Source organism: Sphingosinithalassobacter sp. LHW66-3 (assembly GCF_050703275.1).
In the GTDB taxonomy this organism is placed as follows: Bacteria; Pseudomonadota; Alphaproteobacteria; order Sphingomonadales; family Sphingomonadaceae; genus Sphingomonas.
In genome coordinates, this window is sequence record NZ_CP193482.1 from 528,422 (window position 1) to 546,329 (window position 17,908).

Consider the following 17,908-nt stretch of genomic DNA (forward strand, 5'->3'; position numbering starts at 1 on the left):
TGGTCCGGGGATCTGGAGGGTGGTTAGTCGTTGGTGAAGACGCGCGCGTCGCCGAAGCCGCGCTGCGCGGCGCGCGTGCGGGCGCTTTCGGCCTCGGCAGCGGAGGCGAAGGGACCCATCTGAACGCGATAGAGGCCGCGCGCCGGCTGCACGAAGCCGCCGAGGCTCTGCGCGAGCGACTGGGCGCGGCTCTGGTTCGAAAGCGCGGCGACCTGAACATAGTAGCGGCCGCGCGGTGTCGCCGCAGCCGGCGCAGCGCCGGGCGGCGGATAGCCGGCACCCGGAGCAGCGCCCTGCACGGGCGGTGTGGCGGCCACGGCAGGCGGCGCGGCACCGAGCCGGTTGCGCAGTCCGACGAGCAACGGTTCGGGCGCGTCGATCCGGGGCGGGGCCGAACCGCCGGCGCGCACCGCCGCCTGGTCCTGTGCGGAGGGATTTACCTTGCGGACGCGCACCGGAGTCGTGTCGCGGATGCCGAGCTGCTGCGCCGCCGCCGGAGACAGGGCGATTTCGCCCCTGCCCGGCGCCATCGCGCCTGTGACCAGGACCAGGATCGTGCGCCCGCTGTCGAGCGCCGTGACTTCGACGAAGGTGCCGGTCGGCAGCACCGGGTGCACCGCAACGACCTGGCTCGCGGTCGCTGGATCCTCGCTGGCGAGGCCGCGCACGCTGGCATAGCCGACCTGATCGTAGCGGCTCTCCGTCGGATCGCTCTGGGATGTTCCCTGCGGGCCGCTGCTGGGCGGCGGGCCACCCGGCTGCGGCATCGCGGCCGGGTAGTCGGGGTAGCCTTGCTGCGGGTAGGGTACCGGTGCTGCGCCCTGCTGCATATCCGCGGGATAGACCCATTCGGGATCCTCGCGCATTGCGCCACAGGCGGACAGCGACAGCAGCGCGCCCAGCGCGGCGAGGCTAACGTGCGACTTCATCAGCCAGGATCCCTACCGAGAGCGCATAGAAATTCGAGCAATTATAGTCGAGGATGACGCGATAATTGCCCGTCAGCAAATAGGCTGTGTTCCCCGGCCCGTCGGGTTCGAGCAGTGTCGCCTGGACGTCGTCGGCGGGCCACATGCCGCGTTCGGGAACGACGCCCATCGCGCGCCACTCCGCCATGCTGCGCCACTGGCTGTGCCGTTCGTGCACGCGCGGGCAGCGCGGCGAAGTCGTTTCGTTGGCGATCGCGATCCGATCGAGCGTGTCGGGCACGCTGACGGGAATGCCCCAGGGCTGGTTTGGTCGCCACCCGGCATTGGAAAGATAGTTGGCAATCGAAGCGAGCGTGTCGGCGTCGCTCGACCAGATATCGGCCAGCCCGTCCCCGTCGCCGTCGCGCGCCAGCCGCAGATACACCGACGGGAGGAACTGCGGCCCGCCGAGCGCTCCTGCCCAACTGCCGGTCAGCTTGTCGCGCGGCACGCCCATGTCGATCATCTTCAGCGTGGCGAGCAGCTCGCCTTCGAACAGCTCGCGCCGCCGCCCTTCATAGGCCAGTGACGCCAGCGCGCGCGGAGCATCGAAGCCGCCCATGATCGCGCCGTAATTGGTTTCGTGCCCCCAGATCGCGACCATGATCGATTCGGGAACGCCGGTTTCCGCTTCTATGCCCGCGAGCCGGCTGCGCTCGCGACGATAGGCCGCCTGCCCGCGGGTGATCCGTGCGGTATCGACGTGCCGTTCGCGATAGGGCGCGAACATCGGGATCGGCGCATTGGCGCTCCCGCCCGGCTGGTCGCGGTCGAGCTCGATCACCCGCTGGTTCAGCGTCAGCCCCGGCAGCACGGATTCGATCGCGCGACGACTGATCCCCTGCGCCTCGGCCTTTTGCGCAACGGTCTGCAGATAGGCCTGGAAGCCTGCCTCGTCCTGCGCAATCGCCGATCCACCGGCAAGCGCCGCCGCCGCAACGGTCAGCGCACCGATCACAGTTCCACGCAACGCAACTCGCAATGTTCGCATGGGTCACTCTCTGCCACAGCGGCGGCGCGGGCTGAACCCCCAAAGACGACTTGCGCGCAAGATCACACCGCAATAGCGGACGAATAACCGGGAGAGGTGGCCGAGTGGTTTAAGGCAGCGGTCTTGAAAACCGCCGTGGGTTCACGCTCACCGTGGGTTCGAATCCCACCCTCTCCGCCATCATTCGTCCGTCAGCAGGGTCCATGCTGCGCTGGCGATTCCCCCACGAACGGTCACTTGTGGTGTGTCGCTGTCGCCGTCCATGCGCACCTCGATGCGCGTGTCGATCGCCGATCGGCCGCGATGCGGCCGGCGCTCGTCCCGGAGCCCGGCCGAAACGACATGAAGGCGCTGATCGTCGATGCGTTGGCCGCGGTCCTCAGCGACGCTCCAGGCAGCCTCAGCAGCGCTCGGGGCGGCGTCGAAGCGGGCGGACGGCGCCTCTGCACCGTGGGCGAGAAAATCATTGTCGAATGCGCGGGAGCGCTCCGGAACCGTCATCGTCTCGAATGTCGAGAAACCGGGAGTGACGGCGGACCGGCCCGCATCCCTCCCGCGCCCGGCCGGGTTCGCCGACAGAAGATTCGGCGAGGACGGAATGCTATCGGAGGTGACCCGCTGATCGAGGAGGAGCAGCAACAGGACGTCGCGCGTCGGCAGAGCAGTTCGGCCGTCGCTCTGATCTCCAGCGGCAGGCAGCGCCGCCTCCAGCAGTAGCATGCAGAGCCAGCCAGCCTGCATCGCCTGATCCCCTGCAACGAAGAAGCAGAGGATGGCCGCTCGATCGGGGCGATGCAATCATGCGGTTACGGTCGTTGTCGGAAAGGCGCGGAACGAATCAGGAGGCGACGAGCGCCTCGAAAGCCTCGACGGGCAGCGGATTTCGGAATTCGCAGCCGGCCTCGAAATCATCGGCCCAGACGACGCGTGCGGCGCAATGTCCCACATTGGGAAGGGTCAGCCAGACCATACTCCCCGCCTTGAGTGCCGAGTAGGTCTGGAGGCGTGCACCGTGCATCGAAAGATCGGTCACCTTGCACAGCGCCCGATCAAGGCCTCCGCGCCCGATCCTCGCGTCGAGCGAGACCGGCGCGCGCGAGCTGCGCCGACGGCCGAGCCCTTCGGCGGGCTCGACCTCGGCCGCGAACATGACGGATCTGCCCTGCATCATCCGTGCAAGGCTAATCAGATGTGGCTAATGGCGCGTTAACGCCGCTGCCGGATCACTTCTTGCGAAGCGAGATCCCGCCGCCGAAGCGCTTGTTGAAGCGTGCGACCTGGCCGCCGGCATCGAGGAGGCGCTGGTTGCCGCCGGTCCAAGCCGGATGCGCGAGCGGGTCGATGTCCAGCTGCAGCGTGTCACCTTCGCTGCCCCAGGTGGAGCGCGTTTCGAACACGGTGCCGTCGGTCATCTGCACCTTGATCATGTGATAATCGGGGTGCGCGTCTTTCTTCATGTCTCAAATCCTTGGAAATCCCGCCGGTTTCCGACCGGCAGCGAAGGCGCGGCCCCTAGCAGAGCCGCCCGCCGCTGGCAATGGGCGGAGCCGCGTTAGCCTGCCTTGGGCGGATCGGCGATCATCGCAGTGAATTCGCACTCGGTCGCGATGTCGTCGCCGAGCATGGCCTTGCCCGCGAATTTGCAGACGCGCGCGCGCTTCTGAACGAATTCCACCTCGAGCCGCAGCAGCACGCCCGGTTCGACCGGCTTGCGAAACTTCACGCCGTCGATGCTTATGAAGTAGACGAGCTTGCCCGATCCGGCGAGGCCGAGGCTCTCGACCGCGAGCACGCCCGCCGCCTGCGCAAGCGCCTCCACCTGGAGGACGCCCGGCATGATCGGCCTTCCGGGAAAATGCCCCTGGAAGAACTCCTCGTTCATCGACACGGCCTTGATCGCGACGATCCGCTGATCGGGAACGAGTTCCTCGACTCGATCGACCAGCAGCATCGGGTAGCGATGCGGCAGTGCGGCCATCACGCGGCTGATGTCGAGCGGGCCGATCACGGCCCGCTCGTTCGTGTCGGCGGCGTCGCTCACCGGCCCTGCGGCTGCGCCTGGGGCGCGGCCTGCTGCTGCTGCTGCTCGCCACCGGGCTGCCACCCGGCCGGCGGGGTCGTCGAGACGCTCGGCAGCGCCGTGTTCAGTTCGTTCACCACATCCTGCGTCACATTGACCGACGGGAGAAACTTCACGGCGGAGTCGGGACGCAGCACGATCGCGAGCTGACGGTTCTGCATCACGCGATCAACCGCGGCCTCGAGCTGCGCAACGACCTGCTCCTCGGCATAGGCCTGGGCGAGCGCGACGGGCTGGAGGATCGTGTTCAGTTCCTGCTGGGCGGCCTGCTCGCGCTGCTGAATTGCCTGATACTGCTGCGTCAGCGCCTGACGATCGGCGTTCTGCGCCTGCTGCGCCTGCTGAAACGCCTGCACCTGCGGCTGCAGCTCGGTCTGGATCGCCTGGCGACGCTGCTGTGCCTGCTGGATCTGCGCGGCATAGGTCGTCTGGATCTGCTGCATCGCGGCCTGATAGGCGGCCGAGCGCTGCACGACTTCGGGCAGATTGACGACGCCGATGCCCGGGGCGGTCTGCGCGGCGGCGGGCACTGCGACGGCGACGGCCGAAGCGGAAACGAGTGCGGCGGTGAGTGCCGTTGCGAAGCTCTTCATCAGAATTGTGTCCCTACGTTGAAGGTGAACAGTTTGGGGTCGTCGCCCTCTTCGGTGATCAGCGCCTTGGCCACGTCGATCCGCAGTGGGCCGAAGGGAGAATTCCAGTTGACGCCGACCCCGACCGACAGGCGCGGCATCGCGGAGTTCCCTACGAACCGCTCGAAGAACGGCGCAGTTCCGGGTGCCGTGGGGTTTACCGCCGTCCCCGAGCAGGGCTCTGAGGCGCTGGCCGCATAGCCGATCGAACAGGTGGTCAAACGGCTCGCCAGGACGCCGGAGCTGGTGGTGTAGCTGTTGACGTAGAGCTGATTGCCGGCGTCGTCCAGCTGCGGGCTGGGCAGCAGAGTCGGCGAGCCATCGGCGTTGGTCAGCGGATTGCCTGCCGCGTCGGTGGCGCGCGGGAAAGCCACCGTCCGCAGCGGTTCGGTAATGTCAAACAGAGCACCCGCCTGCACGAAGACCGAAGGCCGCAGGCCCAGCTCGCGCGCGCCGCTTCCGAGCGGAATCTCGAGCTCGGCCTTGGCGAGATAATAGGCCTTGCCGCCGATCGCATCGTCGATGATCCGGTCCTCGTCGGTCACCAGCAGCTGCGTGCCCGTCGTCGGATCCCCGGTGTAGGGAATCCGTTGCACGCGCGGACCAACGCCGCGGATATCGAATCCGCGGAACTGCGGCTCGCCGAGATAGAAGCGGTCGGTGATACGGACCGGATCGATGCCGGGGCCCGGGCTCTCCTCGAGGGAGTGAATATAGCCGCCTTCGGCTCCGACCGAGAAGATGAAGCCGCTGCCGACGTCCCAGTATTTGTCGAACTCGGCACGACCGCGAAGATAGCGCACGTCGCCGCCGAGACCCGCGAAGTCGAGGCCGAGCACGACCCGGTTGCCGCGCGACGGACGGATCCGGCTGTTGAGGCTGTCATGGATCACCGAGACGCCGATCATCGACGTGAGCCGCTCGCCCACGGCCTCGCAATAGTAGCGGCCGGCGCGCGCGGGATCGCAATTGCCCTGCGCGTCGTTGAACGAGCTGTCGAGGAACACATCGTCGTACGTCAGCGTGTAACGACCCGAGAGCGTCCAGAATTCGGTGAGCGGAACGCCGGTGACGAGCTGGAATCCGGTCGAAACCTGGCTGTAGGTCGTCTCGCGATCATTGCCGACATAGTTGAACGCATTGTAGTCGCGGCGGAAGATCGTTCCGCCCAGTGCGATGTTGCGATCGAACAGATAGGGCTCGGTGAACCCCAGCTCGGCCGATTTTGAATAGGACGAATAGCTGAGCGAGGCGGACAGCGTCTGCCCCTTGCCGCGGAAATTCCGCTGCCGGATCGAGCCCTGAAGGATGAAGCGCTCGAGGCTCGAGAAACCGGCCGACAGCGTGAGTTCGCCAGTCGCCTTTTCCTCGACGTTCGCCGCCAGGACGATTCGATCTGGCGACGAACCCTCCCGCTGCTCGATCTCGAAGCCTTCCTGGAAATACCCCAGCGAGTTGATGCGGTCCTGCGAGCGCTTGACGAGGAAAGTGTTGAAGGCATCCCCCTCCGCCACGCGAAACTCGCGGCGGATCACTTCGTCCTGCGTCTGGGTGTTGCCGGTGATCTCGATCCGCTCGATATAGGTACGGTTCGCCTCGGCAACGTTGAAGTTGATCCCCATGGTGAGGTCTTCGCGGTTGCGCTGGAACTCGGGCCGCACGTCGGCGAAGGCATAGCCGTACAGACCAGCCATCTCGCTGAGCTGGTCGACTGCATCCTCGACCTTCTTCGCGTCGTACCAGTCACCTTCGCGGAACGGCAGCGAGGCAGCGAGCGCCTGATCGTTGAAATCGCGGATCGCACTGTCGACCGTCACGTCGCCGAATTTGTAGCGTTCCCCCTCTTCCACGACATAGGTGATGATGAAGTCGCGGTTGTCCGGCGTCAGCTCGGCCACTGCCGAGATCACGCGAAAATCCGCATAGCCCTGCGTCAGATAGAATTGGCGCAGCTTCTGCTGGTCATAGGCGAGACGATCCTGGTCATAGCTCGTGTTCGAGCTGAAGATCGTCCAGAGCCGGGACTGTTTCGTCGCCATCTCGCCGCGCAGCTCGCCATCGGAGAACTGCTCGTTGCCGATGATGTTGATCTGGCGAACCTTGGACTTCGGCCCCTCGCGGATCTCGAACACGACGTCGACGCGGTTCTGGTCGAGCATCACCATCTGCGGCTCGATCACTGCGGCGAACCGCCCCTGGCGACGATAGAGCTCGACGATGCGGGCGACATCGGCACGAACCGCGGTCCGCGTGAAGATCTGGCGCGGCGCGAGCCGGATTTCCGGAGTGATCTTGTCGTCCTTGAGGCGCTTGTTGCCTTCGAGGAGCACGCGGTTGATGATCGGATTCTCGCGAATGCGGATCACGATGTCGCCCGTCTCGGCGCCGGCGATCGTCACGTCGGCGAGCAGGTCGCTCGCGTAGAGATCGACGATCGCCTGGTCGAGCGTCTCGTTCGTATAGGGCTGGCCGACACGAAGCTGGGTGTAGGAAAGCACCGTCTCCCGCTCGATGCGCTGCGCACCCTCGACCTGGAGCGAACGGATCACACGCTGCTCCTCCTGGGGAGCCGCCACCGGGGCCTGGGCAGGCGCCGGAGCTTGCTGCGGAGCAGAGGCCTCCTGGGCGAGGGCAGGCACCGCGATCACGAGGCCCGCGAGCATCGAGCCCGCGAGCAACGTACCGGTGGCGCGTGCGCCGAAATTGCTAGCCTTGATCGCTGTCACCATCCCACCCCAAGTCGGAAAATCGTCATGGCCCGGCTGCCCTGCCTGCACCCGAACCGCCCTGCCCCACCTTCGTCAGCCGATCAAGCCGGCCAGATTCTTCCAGACGCCGAACGCGCCCAGGTCATTGAGCGTGACCAGCAGCATCAGCGCGAAGATTGCAGCGAGCCCGCCGCGAAACGCCCATTCCATCACCTGCGGATCGACCGGGCGCCGGCGCACTGCCTCGACTGCATAGAAGAACAAATGACCGCCATCGAGCATCGGAACTGGCAACAGGTTGATGAATCCCAGATTAATCGAAATCAGCGCGATCAGGAACACGAACTCGGTCGGTCCCAGAACCAGCCGCTGCCCCGAAATCTGGGCCATGCGGAGCGGCCCGCCGAGCTCTTCCACCGATCGGCGACCGGTGATGATCTGCCCGAGCCCGTCGACCATCGTACGGACGATGTCGGCAGTCATCGTGACTCCGACGATCGGAGCCTCCAGCACGCCGACCGGCTCATGAACGGGTTCCCCCGGCCCGACGCCGAGCTGCCCGATCCGGAATTCGTTGCCGAACCGATCCCGCTCCAGCCGCGTCGCGAGCACGGCCTCGCCCGACAATTGCTGGCTGCCGCGCTGATAGGCGACCGAGACACGCTCGCCCGGCCGAAGCTGAGTATATTGCGCCATTTCGCTGAACGTCTCGACCGGTCGGCCGCCGATCGCGAGGATCTGGTCGCCTTGCCGCAGACCGGCTTCGGCAGCGGGGCTGCCCGGCACGACGCTGCCCACGACCGTCGGCGTGCGGTTCTGGCCGAACGCCAGCGCGAACGCCGCGAGGATCAGGATTGCCACCAAGAAGTTTGCCACGGGCCCAGCGGCGACGATGATCGCGCGCTGCCAGAGCTTCTTCGCCTGGAACGTCCGCGCCCGCTCCTCGGGCGGAAGCTGGAGCCATTCCTGGCTGGGCTGGCTTGCCGGATTCATGTCGCCGGCGAAGCGGACATACCCGCCGAGCGGCAACCAACCGAACTTCCACCGCGTGCCGTGCCGGTCCGTATAGCCTGCGACCTCACGGCCGAAGCCGACCGAGAACACCTCGGCCTTCACACCGAAGCGACGGCCCGCGAGATAATGGCCGAGTTCGTGGAGAAAGACGAGCGGCCCGATCACGAGCGCGAAGGCAAGGACCGTGAAGAGGATACCGGGGGGTTCGATCAAGCGACGCAGTCCTTCACACGCCCGCCGGCAACGCGCCGCGCCTCGGCGTCGATTGCCAGTACGGCGTCGAGCGTTTCCGGAGCAGCCGGGTCATAGCACTCCAGCGTATCGGCAACGATTGCGGCAATTTCAAGAAAGCCGATCCGCCGGTGCAGGAAAGCCTCGACAGCGACTTCGTTGGCGGCATTGAGGATCGCCGGGCGCGCTCCGCCTGCCTCGAGCGCGCCACGCGCGAGCCGCAGCGCCGGAAAGCGAACCGGATCCGGCGCCTCGAAATCGAGCCGACCGATGCGCGCGAGATCGAGAGGCTCGCACGGCGTGGCCATGCGATCGGGCCAGGCGAGCGCATAGGCGATGGGCGTCCGCATATCGGGAGTGCCCATCTGCGCCAGCACCGAACCGTCGACATATTCGACCATCGAATGCACGACCGACTGGCGATGAACGAGGACGTCAAGTTGATCGGCGCGCACCGGAAACAGATGGAACGCCTCGATCAGTTCGAGCCCCTTGTTCATCATCGTCGCGGAGTCGACCGAGATTTTCGCGCCCATTCTCCAGTTGGGATGCGCCACCGCCTGCTCGGGCGTGATGGTGCGCATCGCTTCGAGCGGCGTTTCGCGAAAGGGGCCGCCGCTCGCCGTCAGGACGATCCGGCGAACGCGATGCGAGGCGGCGGAATCGAAGCATTGGAACACGGCATTGTGCTCGGAATCGACCGGCAGCAGCGTCACCGTCGATGCGCGTGCCGCGGCCATCATCACGTCGCCGGCCGAGACCAGTGCCTCCTTGTTGGCGAGCGCGATGATCCCTCCCGCTTCCATCGCCGACATCGTCGGGCGCAAGCCTGCGGTCCCGACGATCGCGGCCATCGTCCAATCGGCGCCCATCCGGGCTGCGTCGCATACGGCTTCCGCACCGCCCTGCGAGTCGATGCCGGTTCCTGCGAGCGCGTCGCGTAACGCGCCGAGGCAGCTCGCGTCGGCGACGACGGCACGTTTCGCATTGGTCCGGATCGCGGCCGCGGCGAGCCTCGCCACGTCGCGGTTGGCAGTGAGTGCGAGCACTTCGAACTGTTCGGGTGCGCGCTCGACCAGATCGAGAGTGGAGCTTCCGATCGAGCCCGTCGCGCCCAGGATGGTGATCCGCTTCATGAGATCCAGGCGGGCAAGAGTACGAGTAACACGGCTGCCGGTGCTACCGGCACGAGACCGTCGAGCCGATCGAGCAGCCCGCCGTGGCCGGGCAGGATCGTTCCGGAATCCTTCACGCCGGCGCGGCGCTTGAGACTGCTTTCGAAAAGATCGCCGGCCTGCGCAAGCAGCGCGAGCAATGCAGTCACCAGCACCAGACGAAGCGGCAGGCCCAGCGGCATGAGCAGTGCGGCGAAGACCGTCGCGGCAACCGCGCCCCCGATCAGTCCAGACCAGGTCTTGGCGGGGCTGATCGCTGGCGCGAGCAATGGACCCCGAAGGCTGCGCCCCGCGAACAGCGCGCCCGTATCGCATGCGGATACCAGACCCATCGCCCAGAAGGTGAGCAACAGCCCGTCCGGCTGCGCGCGCAGCAACAGCAGCGCGAGAATCGGCAATCCGATATAGAGCGCGCCGCCGGCAAGCCGAGGATTCCGCGTCGCCGCGGCGATGAAAAATGCGGCTCCGACGAGCAAGCCGATCGCGAAGAAGCCGGGGCCCGCCGCCAGCGGGCACAGGATGGCGAGCGGAACCGAAAGGGCATATTGCGCGAGCCGCTTCTGCCGCTGGCCGGCGCCGGTCAGCGCCGCCCATTCGCCCATCATCAGCACGCCGACGATCGCAGTCACGAGCCAGAAACCGAAGCCCCCAGCCAGCAAAGCAGCCACGCCGAGCCCAATGAGCGCGAACGCGACCGTTGCGCGAACCGCCAGTTCCGAAGTCGACGTTGTCACAGGCCTCCGAAACGGCGCTGCCGCCGGCCATATTGGCGCAGCGCGTCGTTCAGCGCCGCCTCGTCGAAATCCGGCCACAGCGTGTCGATGAACAGCAGCTCGGCATAGGCGGCCTGCCATAGCAGGAAGTTCGACAGGCGCTGTTCGCCCGACGTCCGGATCACAAGGTCGAGCGGCGGCAGATCCTGTGTCGCGAGAGCTGCCGCGAAGCGATCCTCATCGATATCGGCAGGGGCGAGCGTGCCGGCCGCGACCTGCTCGGCAAGCCGGCGCGCAGCCGAAGCGATTTCCGCCTGCGAACCATAGTTCAGCGCGATCACCAGCGTCGGACCGGCATGCGCGGTGGTGCGCGCGATCGCCTGATCGATCATCCGGACCAGATCGGGCGCCAGCCTGTGATAGTCGCCGATCACCCGCAGGCGAACACCCTCCGCCACCAGATCGTCGAGCTCGCTCGAAAGAAAGTGGCGCAGCAGCCCCATCAGGTCGCTGATCTCCTCCTCCGGCCGCCGCCAGTTCTCGGAAGAAAAGGCGTAGAGGGTGAGGACTTCGATGCCGGCGGCGCGCGCCGCCCGCGAGACGCGTCGCACCGCCTCCACGCCCTGGCGATGTCCAGCGATTCGCGGCAGGAATCGAGCCTTTGCCCAGCGCCCGTTGCCATCCATGATGATGGCGACGTGGCGCGGGACGATGCCGGGCTCTGCGGCCGGAGCGGCGCGGGCAGCCATGGCGTTAGGCCTCCGCGTCCGCGGGTGTTCCGCCGCCATCGGCCCAAGGCAGGTGCCCAGGCATCACTTGCCCAGAATTTCCTTTTCCTTCGCAGCGGTGACGCTGTCTATGTCCGCCACCGTCGCGTCGGTCAGCTTCTGGACTTCAGCTTCGAGCCGCTTCTGCTCGTCCTCGCTGATTTCGCCCTTCTTCTCGTCGGTCTTCAAGCTGTCCATGCCGTCGCGGCGAACGTTGCGGACGGCGATGCGCGCCTTCTCGGCATATTGCCCGGCGAGCTTCGCGAGTTCCTTGCGGCGATCCTCGGTAAGATCGGGAATCGGCAGCCGGAGCGTTTGACCATCGTTGATCGGATTGAGCCCGAGCCCGGCCGAGCGGATCGCCTTCTCGACCGGCCCGACGTTCGTCTTGTCCCACACCTGAACCGAGAGCATCCGCGGCTCGGGCGCCGAAACGGTCGCGACCTGATTGAGCGGCATTTGCGCACCATAGACCTCGACCGTCACGGGATCGAGCAGCGACGTGGAAGCGCGGCCGGTGCGAAGCCCCGCGAGATCACTCTTCAGGCTCTCGACGGCGCCATTCATGCGGCGTTCGAGATCGGCCTTGTCGTAAGCGGCCATTCCGGTTTCCTCTTATGCGTTCGTCGGTTCGGTTTCGTTCCGGACCACGGTGGAGCGGCCTTCGCCGCGCAACACTGCTGCCAGATTCCCCGATTCGCGGATATTGAACACCACGATCGGAATATTGTTGTCGCGACACAGCGCAACGGCGCTGGCGTCCATCACCTTCAGATTGTCTGCCAGGACGCGATTGAAGCTGAGCGTATCGTACCGCCGGGCGTTGGCGACCTTCTTCGGGTCGGCATCGTACACGCCATCGACGCTGGTTCCCTTGAGCAAGGCGTCACAGCCCATTTCCGCCGCCCGCAGCGCCGCGGTCGTGTCCGTCGTGAAGAACGGCAGCCCGGTGCCCGCAGCGAACAGGACCACCCGGCCCTTCTCCATATGCCGCTGCGCGCGCCGCCGGATATAGGGTTCGCAGACGCTTGCCATCGGAATCGCCGACTGCACCCGCGTCTGGACGCCGACCTTCTCGAGCGCGTTCTGCATGGCCAGCGCATTCATCACCGTCGCCAGCATGCCCATATAGTCGGCGCTGGCGCGATCGAAGCCCTGGGCCGCGCCCGCCAGCCCGCGGAAGATGTTGCCACCGCCGACGACCAGGCAGATTTCCAGCCCGCTGTCCTTCGCCTCCTTCACCTCGAGCGCCACGCGCTCGCAGGTCGCCGGATCGATCCCGAACTGCCCCGGCCCCATCAGGACCTCGCCGGAAAGCTTCAGCAGAACGCGATTGAGACGGGGAAGTGTCATGGAATCCAAATATCAAGGGAGCGGCATGCGCGGCGGCGCGGACCTTAGAGGCGCGCGCTGGGGATGCCAAGCGGAGAAGGCAGCGGCTGCTCGCGGGCGCGAGCCGCACAGGAGCCGTGCACAAAAAGGGCGCGGCCACCACGGGTGACCGCGCCCCTTGATCGTGACGTTCAGGCGACGCTTACTTCTTGATGCCCGCCGTCGCGGCGACTTCGGCGGCGAAGTCGCTCTCTTCCCTCTCGATGCCTTCGCCGAGCTGAAAGCGGACATAGTCCTTCAGCGTGATCGTCGTGCCGGCATCCTTGCCAGCCTTGGCCACCACGTCCGAAATCGGCGTTTTGTTGTCCATCACGAACAGCTGGCTCATGAGCGCGTTTTCCTTGGCAAACTTCGCCACGGCGCCGTCGACCATCTTCGCGACGATCTCGGCGGGCTTGCCGCTTTCCTGCGCCTTCTCGGTCGCGACTGCGCGTTCGCGCGCGATCACGTCCTGATCGAGATCCTCGGCATTGAGCGCCAGCGGGAAGGCTGCGGCGATGTGCATCGCGATCTGCTTGCCCAGCGGCTCGAGCACGTCGACGCCCGCATCGCTCTCCAGTGCGACCAGCACGCCGATCTTGCCGAGCCCCGGCGAAGCGGCGTTGTGAACATAGGGGATCACCGCGCCCTTCGACACTTCGAGGCGCTTGGCGCGACGGATCGACTGGTTTTCCCCGATGGTCGCGATGTTGTTGGTCAGCGTTTCCTCGACGGTGGTGCCCGACGGCATGCTCGCCGCCTTGATCGCGTCGATGTCGTCGCCAGCCTCGAGCGCGATCTGCGTCACTTCACGGACGAAATCCTGGAAGCGATCGTTCTTCGCGACGAAGTCGGTCTCGGAGTTGACTTCGACCGCCGCGCCCTTGGTGCCGGCAACCGCCACGCCCACCAGACCCTCGGCCGCCGTGCGGCTCGACTTCTTGGCAGCAGCGGCAAGGCCCTTGGTGCGCAGCCAGTCGACGGCGGCTTCCATGTCGCCGCCGGTCTCGTTCAGCGCCTTCTTGCAGTCCATCATGCCGGCGCCGGAGCGCTCGCGCAGTTCCTTGACGGCGGATGCGGTGATCTCGGCCATGTTTTCTTCCTCGATGCTAAAAAAGACGGGCGGAGCAGTGCGCCTGGCCCTGCCCCGCCCCGATTACGGTTCGATGACGAGGCTCAGGCGTCGAGCTGGCGCTCGCCCTCGGCTGCGGTCTCGGGCTCAGTCGCCGCGGCGGGCTGCTCGGGTTCGGCGGCCGGCGCCGGCTCACCGCTCTCGGTGCCGGTGTCGGCAACCGCAGCCTCGACCGGCGGCTCCTCCATAGCGCCGAAATCACGGCCGCTGCTCACCATCGCATCCTGGCCGCCGCGGGTGGCGGCGATCGAGACGGCCTCGCAGTACAGACGGATCGCCCGGCTGGCGTCGTCGTTCGCCGGAACGGGGAAGGCGATGCCGTCGGGCGACACGTTCGAATCGAGGATCGCGACGACCGGGATGCCGAGCGTGTTGGCTTCCTTGATCGCCAGCTCTTCCTTGTTCGCGTCGATCACGAACATGATGTCGGGAATGCCACCCATGTCGCGGATGCCGCCAAGGCTCAGCTCGAGCTTGTCGCGCTCGCGGGTGAGGTTGAGGATTTCCTTCTTGGTCAGGCCGTGCGTGTCGCCGCCCAGCTGTTCCTCGAGGTTCTTCAGGCGGCGGATCGACTGGCTGATCGTCTTCCAGTTGGTGAGCATGCCGCCCAGCCAGCGATGGTTGACGAAATGCTGGCCCGAGCGGCGCGCGGCCTCGGCGATCGGCTCCTGCGCCTGGCGCTTGGTGCCGACGAACAGCACCTTGCCGCCCGAGGCGACGCTGGCGTTGATGAAGTCGAGCGCGCGCGCGAACAGCGGCACGGTCTGCGACAGGTCGATGATATGAACGCCATTGCGATCGCCGAAGATGTACGGCTTCATCTTCGGATTCCAGCGGTGGGTCTGGTGACCGAAGTGCGCGCCCGATTCGAGCAGCTGCTGCATGGTGACGACGGGAGCCGCCATAGGGATAGTCTCCTTCCGGTTGATCCTCTGGGAAGCGATGACTCCGGGTGCGTTCAGGCACCGGCGGAGCACCGGGTTATGTGCTTCCCATGCGGGTTGAGCGCGGGCCCTTAGCCGAGACGCGGACGAAATACAAGCGTTGACACCGGAACACACACGGAACATACCGTGTTCGTAACGGGATTGACGGTCGTTCCGCTGCGGATCAGGCGGAAGGGCTTCCGCTTCGATACTGCCACAAAGGGGAGATGTTCGATGATGTCGCTGCTCACTTCGCTGCTGTTCTCAGGCGTGTTGCTCGCTTCGCTATGGACCATCATATCCACGGTCTTGCCGCGCGCGCCGCGCGCGCTGTTCCTGCTGCGTTGCGGGCCGGTGGTTGGCGCCGAACTCCCACCGCGGCCGCGCGGCGCGGGTCGTGGCCCGGTCGTGCGCGTGCAGACGGTGTCGGCGCGCGGCATCTCGGTCGCGGCATGACCGCTATTGCGCCACCCCGGTAACGGAGCCCGCTCCCCTACGGGCGAGCACGGTCTCGCCCGCAATCGTGCGCTGACCGAGCGCAACCTGGCAGCCATAATCGTCAGGCAAATAGACGTCGACGCGGCTACCGAAGCGGATCAGTCCCACACGCTGGCCGCGCACCACCATGTCGCCAGGCTTTACGAAGCTGGTAATCCGCCGCGAGACGAAACCGGCGATCTGCGTGAAGCCGATCCGCAGCCCGTCACGATCCTCGACGACGATATGCTGCCGTTCGTTCTCCTCACTCGCCTTGTCGAGATCGGGATTGAGGAAACGGCCGGAAACATAGACGACCTGGCGCACACTGCCCCCGACCGGTGTGCGGTTGAGATGCACGTCGAAGATGCTCATGAAGATCGATACGCGCGTGAGCGGAGCGTCGCCTAGTCCCTGCGGGCCGGTGAGCTCAGCAGGCGGAGGCAGGCGCTCGATCATTGTCACCAGCCCGTCGGCAGGCGAAATGATCAGTCCCTCCCCTTGCGGCGTGACACGCACCGGATCGCGGAAGAACGCAGCGACCAAAGCCGTTAGAATGATCAGCGGCCAGGTCATGAAATCCAACAGCAGCCACGCGAGGAACGCAGCGACCCCGGCAATCAGCACATATTTGCGACCCTCGGGGTGAATGTCGGGTATCCGCCACTTCACAGTCGCGGCGGATGACGTCTCGTTCGCTGGCATGTTGCAGCTATAGCTGTGTCGCAGGTGCAACACAAACCTTCCCCGGGGCCCCCGCCCCGAGCCGCAGACGGCTTAAACCCATGCGATAAAACAAGTGCTTGCTGCGTTCGCACCGTCCTCGTTGCGCTATATTGGGAAGGTGCGGCTCCGCGCGGGGCGGTGTCGCGAAGGAGCGGTTTATGCTCAATCGTGTGTCGATTTCCCACAAGCTCGCCCTTGCCTTCGCGCTGGTCCTCGCGACCGCTGCGGCAATGTGCATCTATGTCTTCGCCACTTCGGCGCATGTCGCGGCGCTGACCCGGACCAACGACCGGATCGATCACGAGCAGGCGCTGTCCGCCGAGGCGGAGAATGCACTGCTGCTCGCCGTCACCAATCTGCGTGGCCATGCGGTTAGCGGCGATCCCGCCGATCTGGCGGCGTTCCGCGCGAGCCTCGACCATTTTCGGCGCGCGGCCGGCGAGCTTCAGTCGCTTCTCGAGGATCCGGCCGAAAAGGCGGCGCTCGCCGATGCGGTCGAGCGTGCCGAACAGTGGCAGCATGCCCACGCGGATCAGGTCATGGCGGGGCTCTCCCCTGAGGTTGCGGCGCAGGTGCAGCGGCTTGCCGCCACTGGCGGCGAAGGCGAAGTTGCCGAACTGATCGGAGGAGTGGAGGCGATCCGTGTAGCCAAATACGAGGCTGTGCAGGCGAGCCTCCACGAAATCGGTGTCGCCAGCGTGCATGAAGAGATTGCGGTAGTGGTGGGCGGCGTCCTGCTGGTGATCATCATCGGCGCATCGTGGTTCCTGTTGCGCCAGATGCTCAGCCGTCCGATCGTCGAGATGACCGGCACGATGCGCGACCTTGCCGCCGGGAACAATGACGTGACGGTGCCCGGCACGCATCGCGGCGACGAGATCGGCGCAATGGCCAGTGCCGTGCTCGTTTTTCGCGATACGGCCGTTGCCAAGGCCGCTGCCGATTCCGAGCGCGCGCGTGCGGAAGCCGAGCAGAGGCTGGTAGTCGAAACCCTCGCGGTTCAGCTCGGGCGCGTGGCGGAGGGCGATCTCGCCGCCGATATCGGCGCTGCCTTCCCCGCAACCTATTCGGGCGTCAGGACCAGCTTCAACGATGCGCTCGCATCGCTGCGGGAACTCGTCGGGGCGGTGATGACCAGCGCCGCCGCGATCCGGGGCAGCGCCGATGAAATCGCGACGGCGACCGAAAGCCTCGCCAAACGGACCGAGGCGAACGCCGCAAGCATCGAGCAAAGCTCGGCCGCCATCACGCAGATGAAGGCGCGGGCGGAAGCCACCGCCGGCGCTGCGCAGCGCACGTCGGGAAGCGCCGGCGAAGCGACGACGGTCGTCGCCGACGGGCGCGCCGTGGTGGACCAGGCGGTCGCCGCGATGGTGCGCGTCGCCGATAGCGCCACCAGCATCGACGGAGTCATCGACGGGCTCGACAAGATCGCGTTCCAGACGCGGGTGCTCGCCATGAACGCGGCGGTGGAAGCTGGCCGTGCCGGCGAGGCGGGCCGCGGCTTCGCGGTGGTTGCCGATCTGGTTTCGGCCCTCGCGATGCGCGCGGAGGAAGAAGCCGGACGGGCCCGTAGTCAGCTTTCCACCACGCGCGGCGACATCGAGTCCGCCGTATCCGCAGTCGATCAGGTCAATGGTGCGCTCGACACAATCCACACCAGCGTCGAGGACGTCCAGGCGCTGGTGAGCGGAATCGCGGGCGACAATCACGCGCAAGCCTCGGCAGTCGGCGAAATCAGCGGCGCGATGCTCTCGATGGACCGCGCGACGCAGCAGAATGCCGCAATGGTTGAGGAATCTGCGGCGGCGACCCGCAGCCTCTCGGGCGAGATCGCGTCGCTGGTCGAGACTGCCGCACGCTTCCGGGTGACGGCTCCAGGCCTGGGCGCGCCGCCGCACGGCTGTGGGCGCGGGGCGCCGCAAACACTCGCAGTCGCGGCCTGAACCACGGGCGGGTCGATCGTGGGCGCGTGCCCGGTTGATCCGCCGTCGGCT

The 17,908-nt window shown here is 66.4% G+C and carries 19 protein-coding genes and 1 tRNA gene; 3 read left to right on the forward strand and 17 right to left on the reverse strand.

The genetic code is table 11. From position 1 onward, the window contains the following. Positions 1 to 23 precede the first annotated feature (23 nt). Entirely contained in the window at positions 24 to 929 is a 906-nt protein-coding gene (locus tag ACQ450_RS02450) for an SPOR domain-containing protein (RefSeq protein ID WP_431470373.1), read from the reverse strand. Continuing rightward, the gene (locus ACQ450_RS02455) at positions 913 to 1,959 is read right to left on the reverse strand and encodes a lytic murein transglycosylase (protein WP_188054952.1); all 1,047 of its coding nucleotides are present in this window, start codon (positions 1,957 to 1,959) and stop codon (positions 913 to 915) included. Before ACQ450_RS02455 ends, ACQ450_RS02450 begins: the two co-directional genes overlap by 17 nt. A 90-nt stretch (positions 1,960 to 2,049) precedes the next feature. Here ACQ450_RS02455 and ACQ450_RS02460 point away from each other — a divergent pair. Continuing rightward, a tRNA-Ser gene (locus tag ACQ450_RS02460) sits at positions 2,050 to 2,139 on the forward strand. Here ACQ450_RS02460 and ACQ450_RS02465 read toward each other — a convergent pair. The 14 genes from ACQ450_RS02465 to rpsB form a co-directional block, all read right to left on the reverse strand. Further along, complete coding sequence (locus tag ACQ450_RS02465; protein WP_431470374.1) at positions 2,140 to 2,757, reverse strand: hypothetical protein; 618 nt, start codon at positions 2,755 to 2,757, stop codon at positions 2,140 to 2,142. It abuts the tRNA gene before it with no gap. Positions 2,758 to 2,797: 40 nt separating this feature from the next. Then, complete coding sequence (locus tag ACQ450_RS02470; RefSeq protein WP_188054954.1) at positions 2,798 to 3,109, reverse strand: PilZ domain-containing protein; 312 nt, start codon at positions 3,107 to 3,109, stop codon at positions 2,798 to 2,800. Positions 3,110 to 3,182: 73 nt separating this feature from the next. Beyond that, complete coding sequence (rpmE, locus tag ACQ450_RS02475; RefSeq protein ID WP_188054955.1) at positions 3,183 to 3,416, reverse strand: 50S ribosomal protein L31; 234 nt, start codon at positions 3,414 to 3,416, stop codon at positions 3,183 to 3,185. A 95-nt stretch (positions 3,417 to 3,511) separates the two neighbouring features. Then, entirely contained in the window at positions 3,512 to 3,937 is a 426-nt protein-coding gene (gene fabZ, locus ACQ450_RS02480; protein ID WP_431471262.1) for a 3-hydroxyacyl-ACP dehydratase FabZ, read from the reverse strand. 59 nt (positions 3,938 to 3,996) lie between these two features. Then, positions 3,997 to 4,632, reverse strand: a complete 636-nt coding sequence (locus ACQ450_RS02485) for an OmpH family outer membrane protein (RefSeq protein WP_431470375.1) — start codon at positions 4,630 to 4,632, stop codon at positions 3,997 to 3,999. Next, positions 4,632 to 7,400: an outer membrane protein assembly factor BamA gene (gene bamA / locus ACQ450_RS02490; RefSeq protein WP_431470376.1), complete on the reverse strand. Its 2,769-nt coding sequence runs from the start codon at positions 7,398 to 7,400 to the stop codon at positions 4,632 to 4,634. Before bamA ends, ACQ450_RS02485 begins: the two co-directional genes overlap by 1 nt. A gap of 72 nt (positions 7,401 to 7,472) precedes the next feature. After that, complete coding sequence (locus ACQ450_RS02495; protein ID WP_431470377.1) at positions 7,473 to 8,606, reverse strand: M50 family metallopeptidase; 1,134 nt, start codon at positions 8,604 to 8,606, stop codon at positions 7,473 to 7,475. After that, positions 8,603 to 9,760, reverse strand: a complete 1,158-nt coding sequence (gene dxr / locus ACQ450_RS02500; RefSeq protein ID WP_431470378.1) for a 1-deoxy-D-xylulose-5-phosphate reductoisomerase — start codon at positions 9,758 to 9,760, stop codon at positions 8,603 to 8,605. The genes ACQ450_RS02495 and dxr overlap by 4 nt, the downstream gene beginning before the upstream one ends. Next, positions 9,757 to 10,533 carry a phosphatidate cytidylyltransferase gene (locus ACQ450_RS02505; RefSeq protein ID WP_431470379.1) on the reverse strand — a complete coding sequence of 259 codons (777 nt, stop codon included), beginning with the start codon at positions 10,531 to 10,533 and terminating at the stop codon, positions 9,757 to 9,759. Before ACQ450_RS02505 ends, dxr begins: the two co-directional genes overlap by 4 nt. Further along, positions 10,530 to 11,261 carry an isoprenyl transferase gene (locus tag ACQ450_RS02510; RefSeq protein ID WP_431470380.1) on the reverse strand — a complete coding sequence of 244 codons (732 nt, stop codon included), beginning with the start codon at positions 11,259 to 11,261 and terminating at the stop codon, positions 10,530 to 10,532. Before ACQ450_RS02510 ends, ACQ450_RS02505 begins: the two co-directional genes overlap by 4 nt. 63 nt (positions 11,262 to 11,324) lie before the next feature. Continuing rightward, a complete protein-coding gene (gene frr, locus ACQ450_RS02515; RefSeq protein ID WP_188054962.1) occupies positions 11,325 to 11,882 on the reverse strand; it encodes a ribosome recycling factor in 558 nt (185 codons plus the stop codon). A 12-nt stretch (positions 11,883 to 11,894) separates the two neighbouring features. Then, complete coding sequence (pyrH, locus tag ACQ450_RS02520) at positions 11,895 to 12,632, reverse strand: UMP kinase (RefSeq protein WP_188054963.1); 738 nt, start codon at positions 12,630 to 12,632, stop codon at positions 11,895 to 11,897. Between the two features lie 181 nt (positions 12,633 to 12,813). Beyond that, complete coding sequence (tsf, locus tag ACQ450_RS02525; protein ID WP_431470381.1) at positions 12,814 to 13,743, reverse strand: translation elongation factor Ts; 930 nt, start codon at positions 13,741 to 13,743, stop codon at positions 12,814 to 12,816. A gap of 83 nt (positions 13,744 to 13,826) precedes the next feature. Then, complete coding sequence (gene rpsB, locus ACQ450_RS02530) at positions 13,827 to 14,687, reverse strand: 30S ribosomal protein S2 (RefSeq protein ID WP_188054965.1); 861 nt, start codon at positions 14,685 to 14,687, stop codon at positions 13,827 to 13,829. Positions 14,688 to 14,942: 255 nt separating this feature from the next. Between rpsB and ACQ450_RS02535 the strand changes: the two genes are divergently transcribed. Further along, positions 14,943 to 15,164, forward strand: coding sequence for a hypothetical protein (locus ACQ450_RS02535; protein ID WP_431470382.1), 222 nt, complete (start codon positions 14,943 to 14,945; stop codon positions 15,162 to 15,164). A 3-nt stretch (positions 15,165 to 15,167) separates the two neighbouring features. Here the strand turns inward: ACQ450_RS02535 and ACQ450_RS02540 are convergent, their stop codons facing one another. Then, positions 15,168 to 15,890, reverse strand: a complete 723-nt coding sequence (locus ACQ450_RS02540) for a phosphatidylserine decarboxylase (protein WP_188054967.1) — start codon at positions 15,888 to 15,890, stop codon at positions 15,168 to 15,170. 179 nt (positions 15,891 to 16,069) lie between these two features. On the opposite strand from ACQ450_RS02540, the gene ACQ450_RS02545 reads away from it, so the two are divergent. Beyond that, positions 16,070 to 17,857: a methyl-accepting chemotaxis protein gene (locus ACQ450_RS02545; protein ID WP_431470383.1), complete on the forward strand. Its 1,788-nt coding sequence runs from the start codon at positions 16,070 to 16,072 to the stop codon at positions 17,855 to 17,857. Positions 17,858 to 17,908 lie beyond the last annotated feature (51 nt).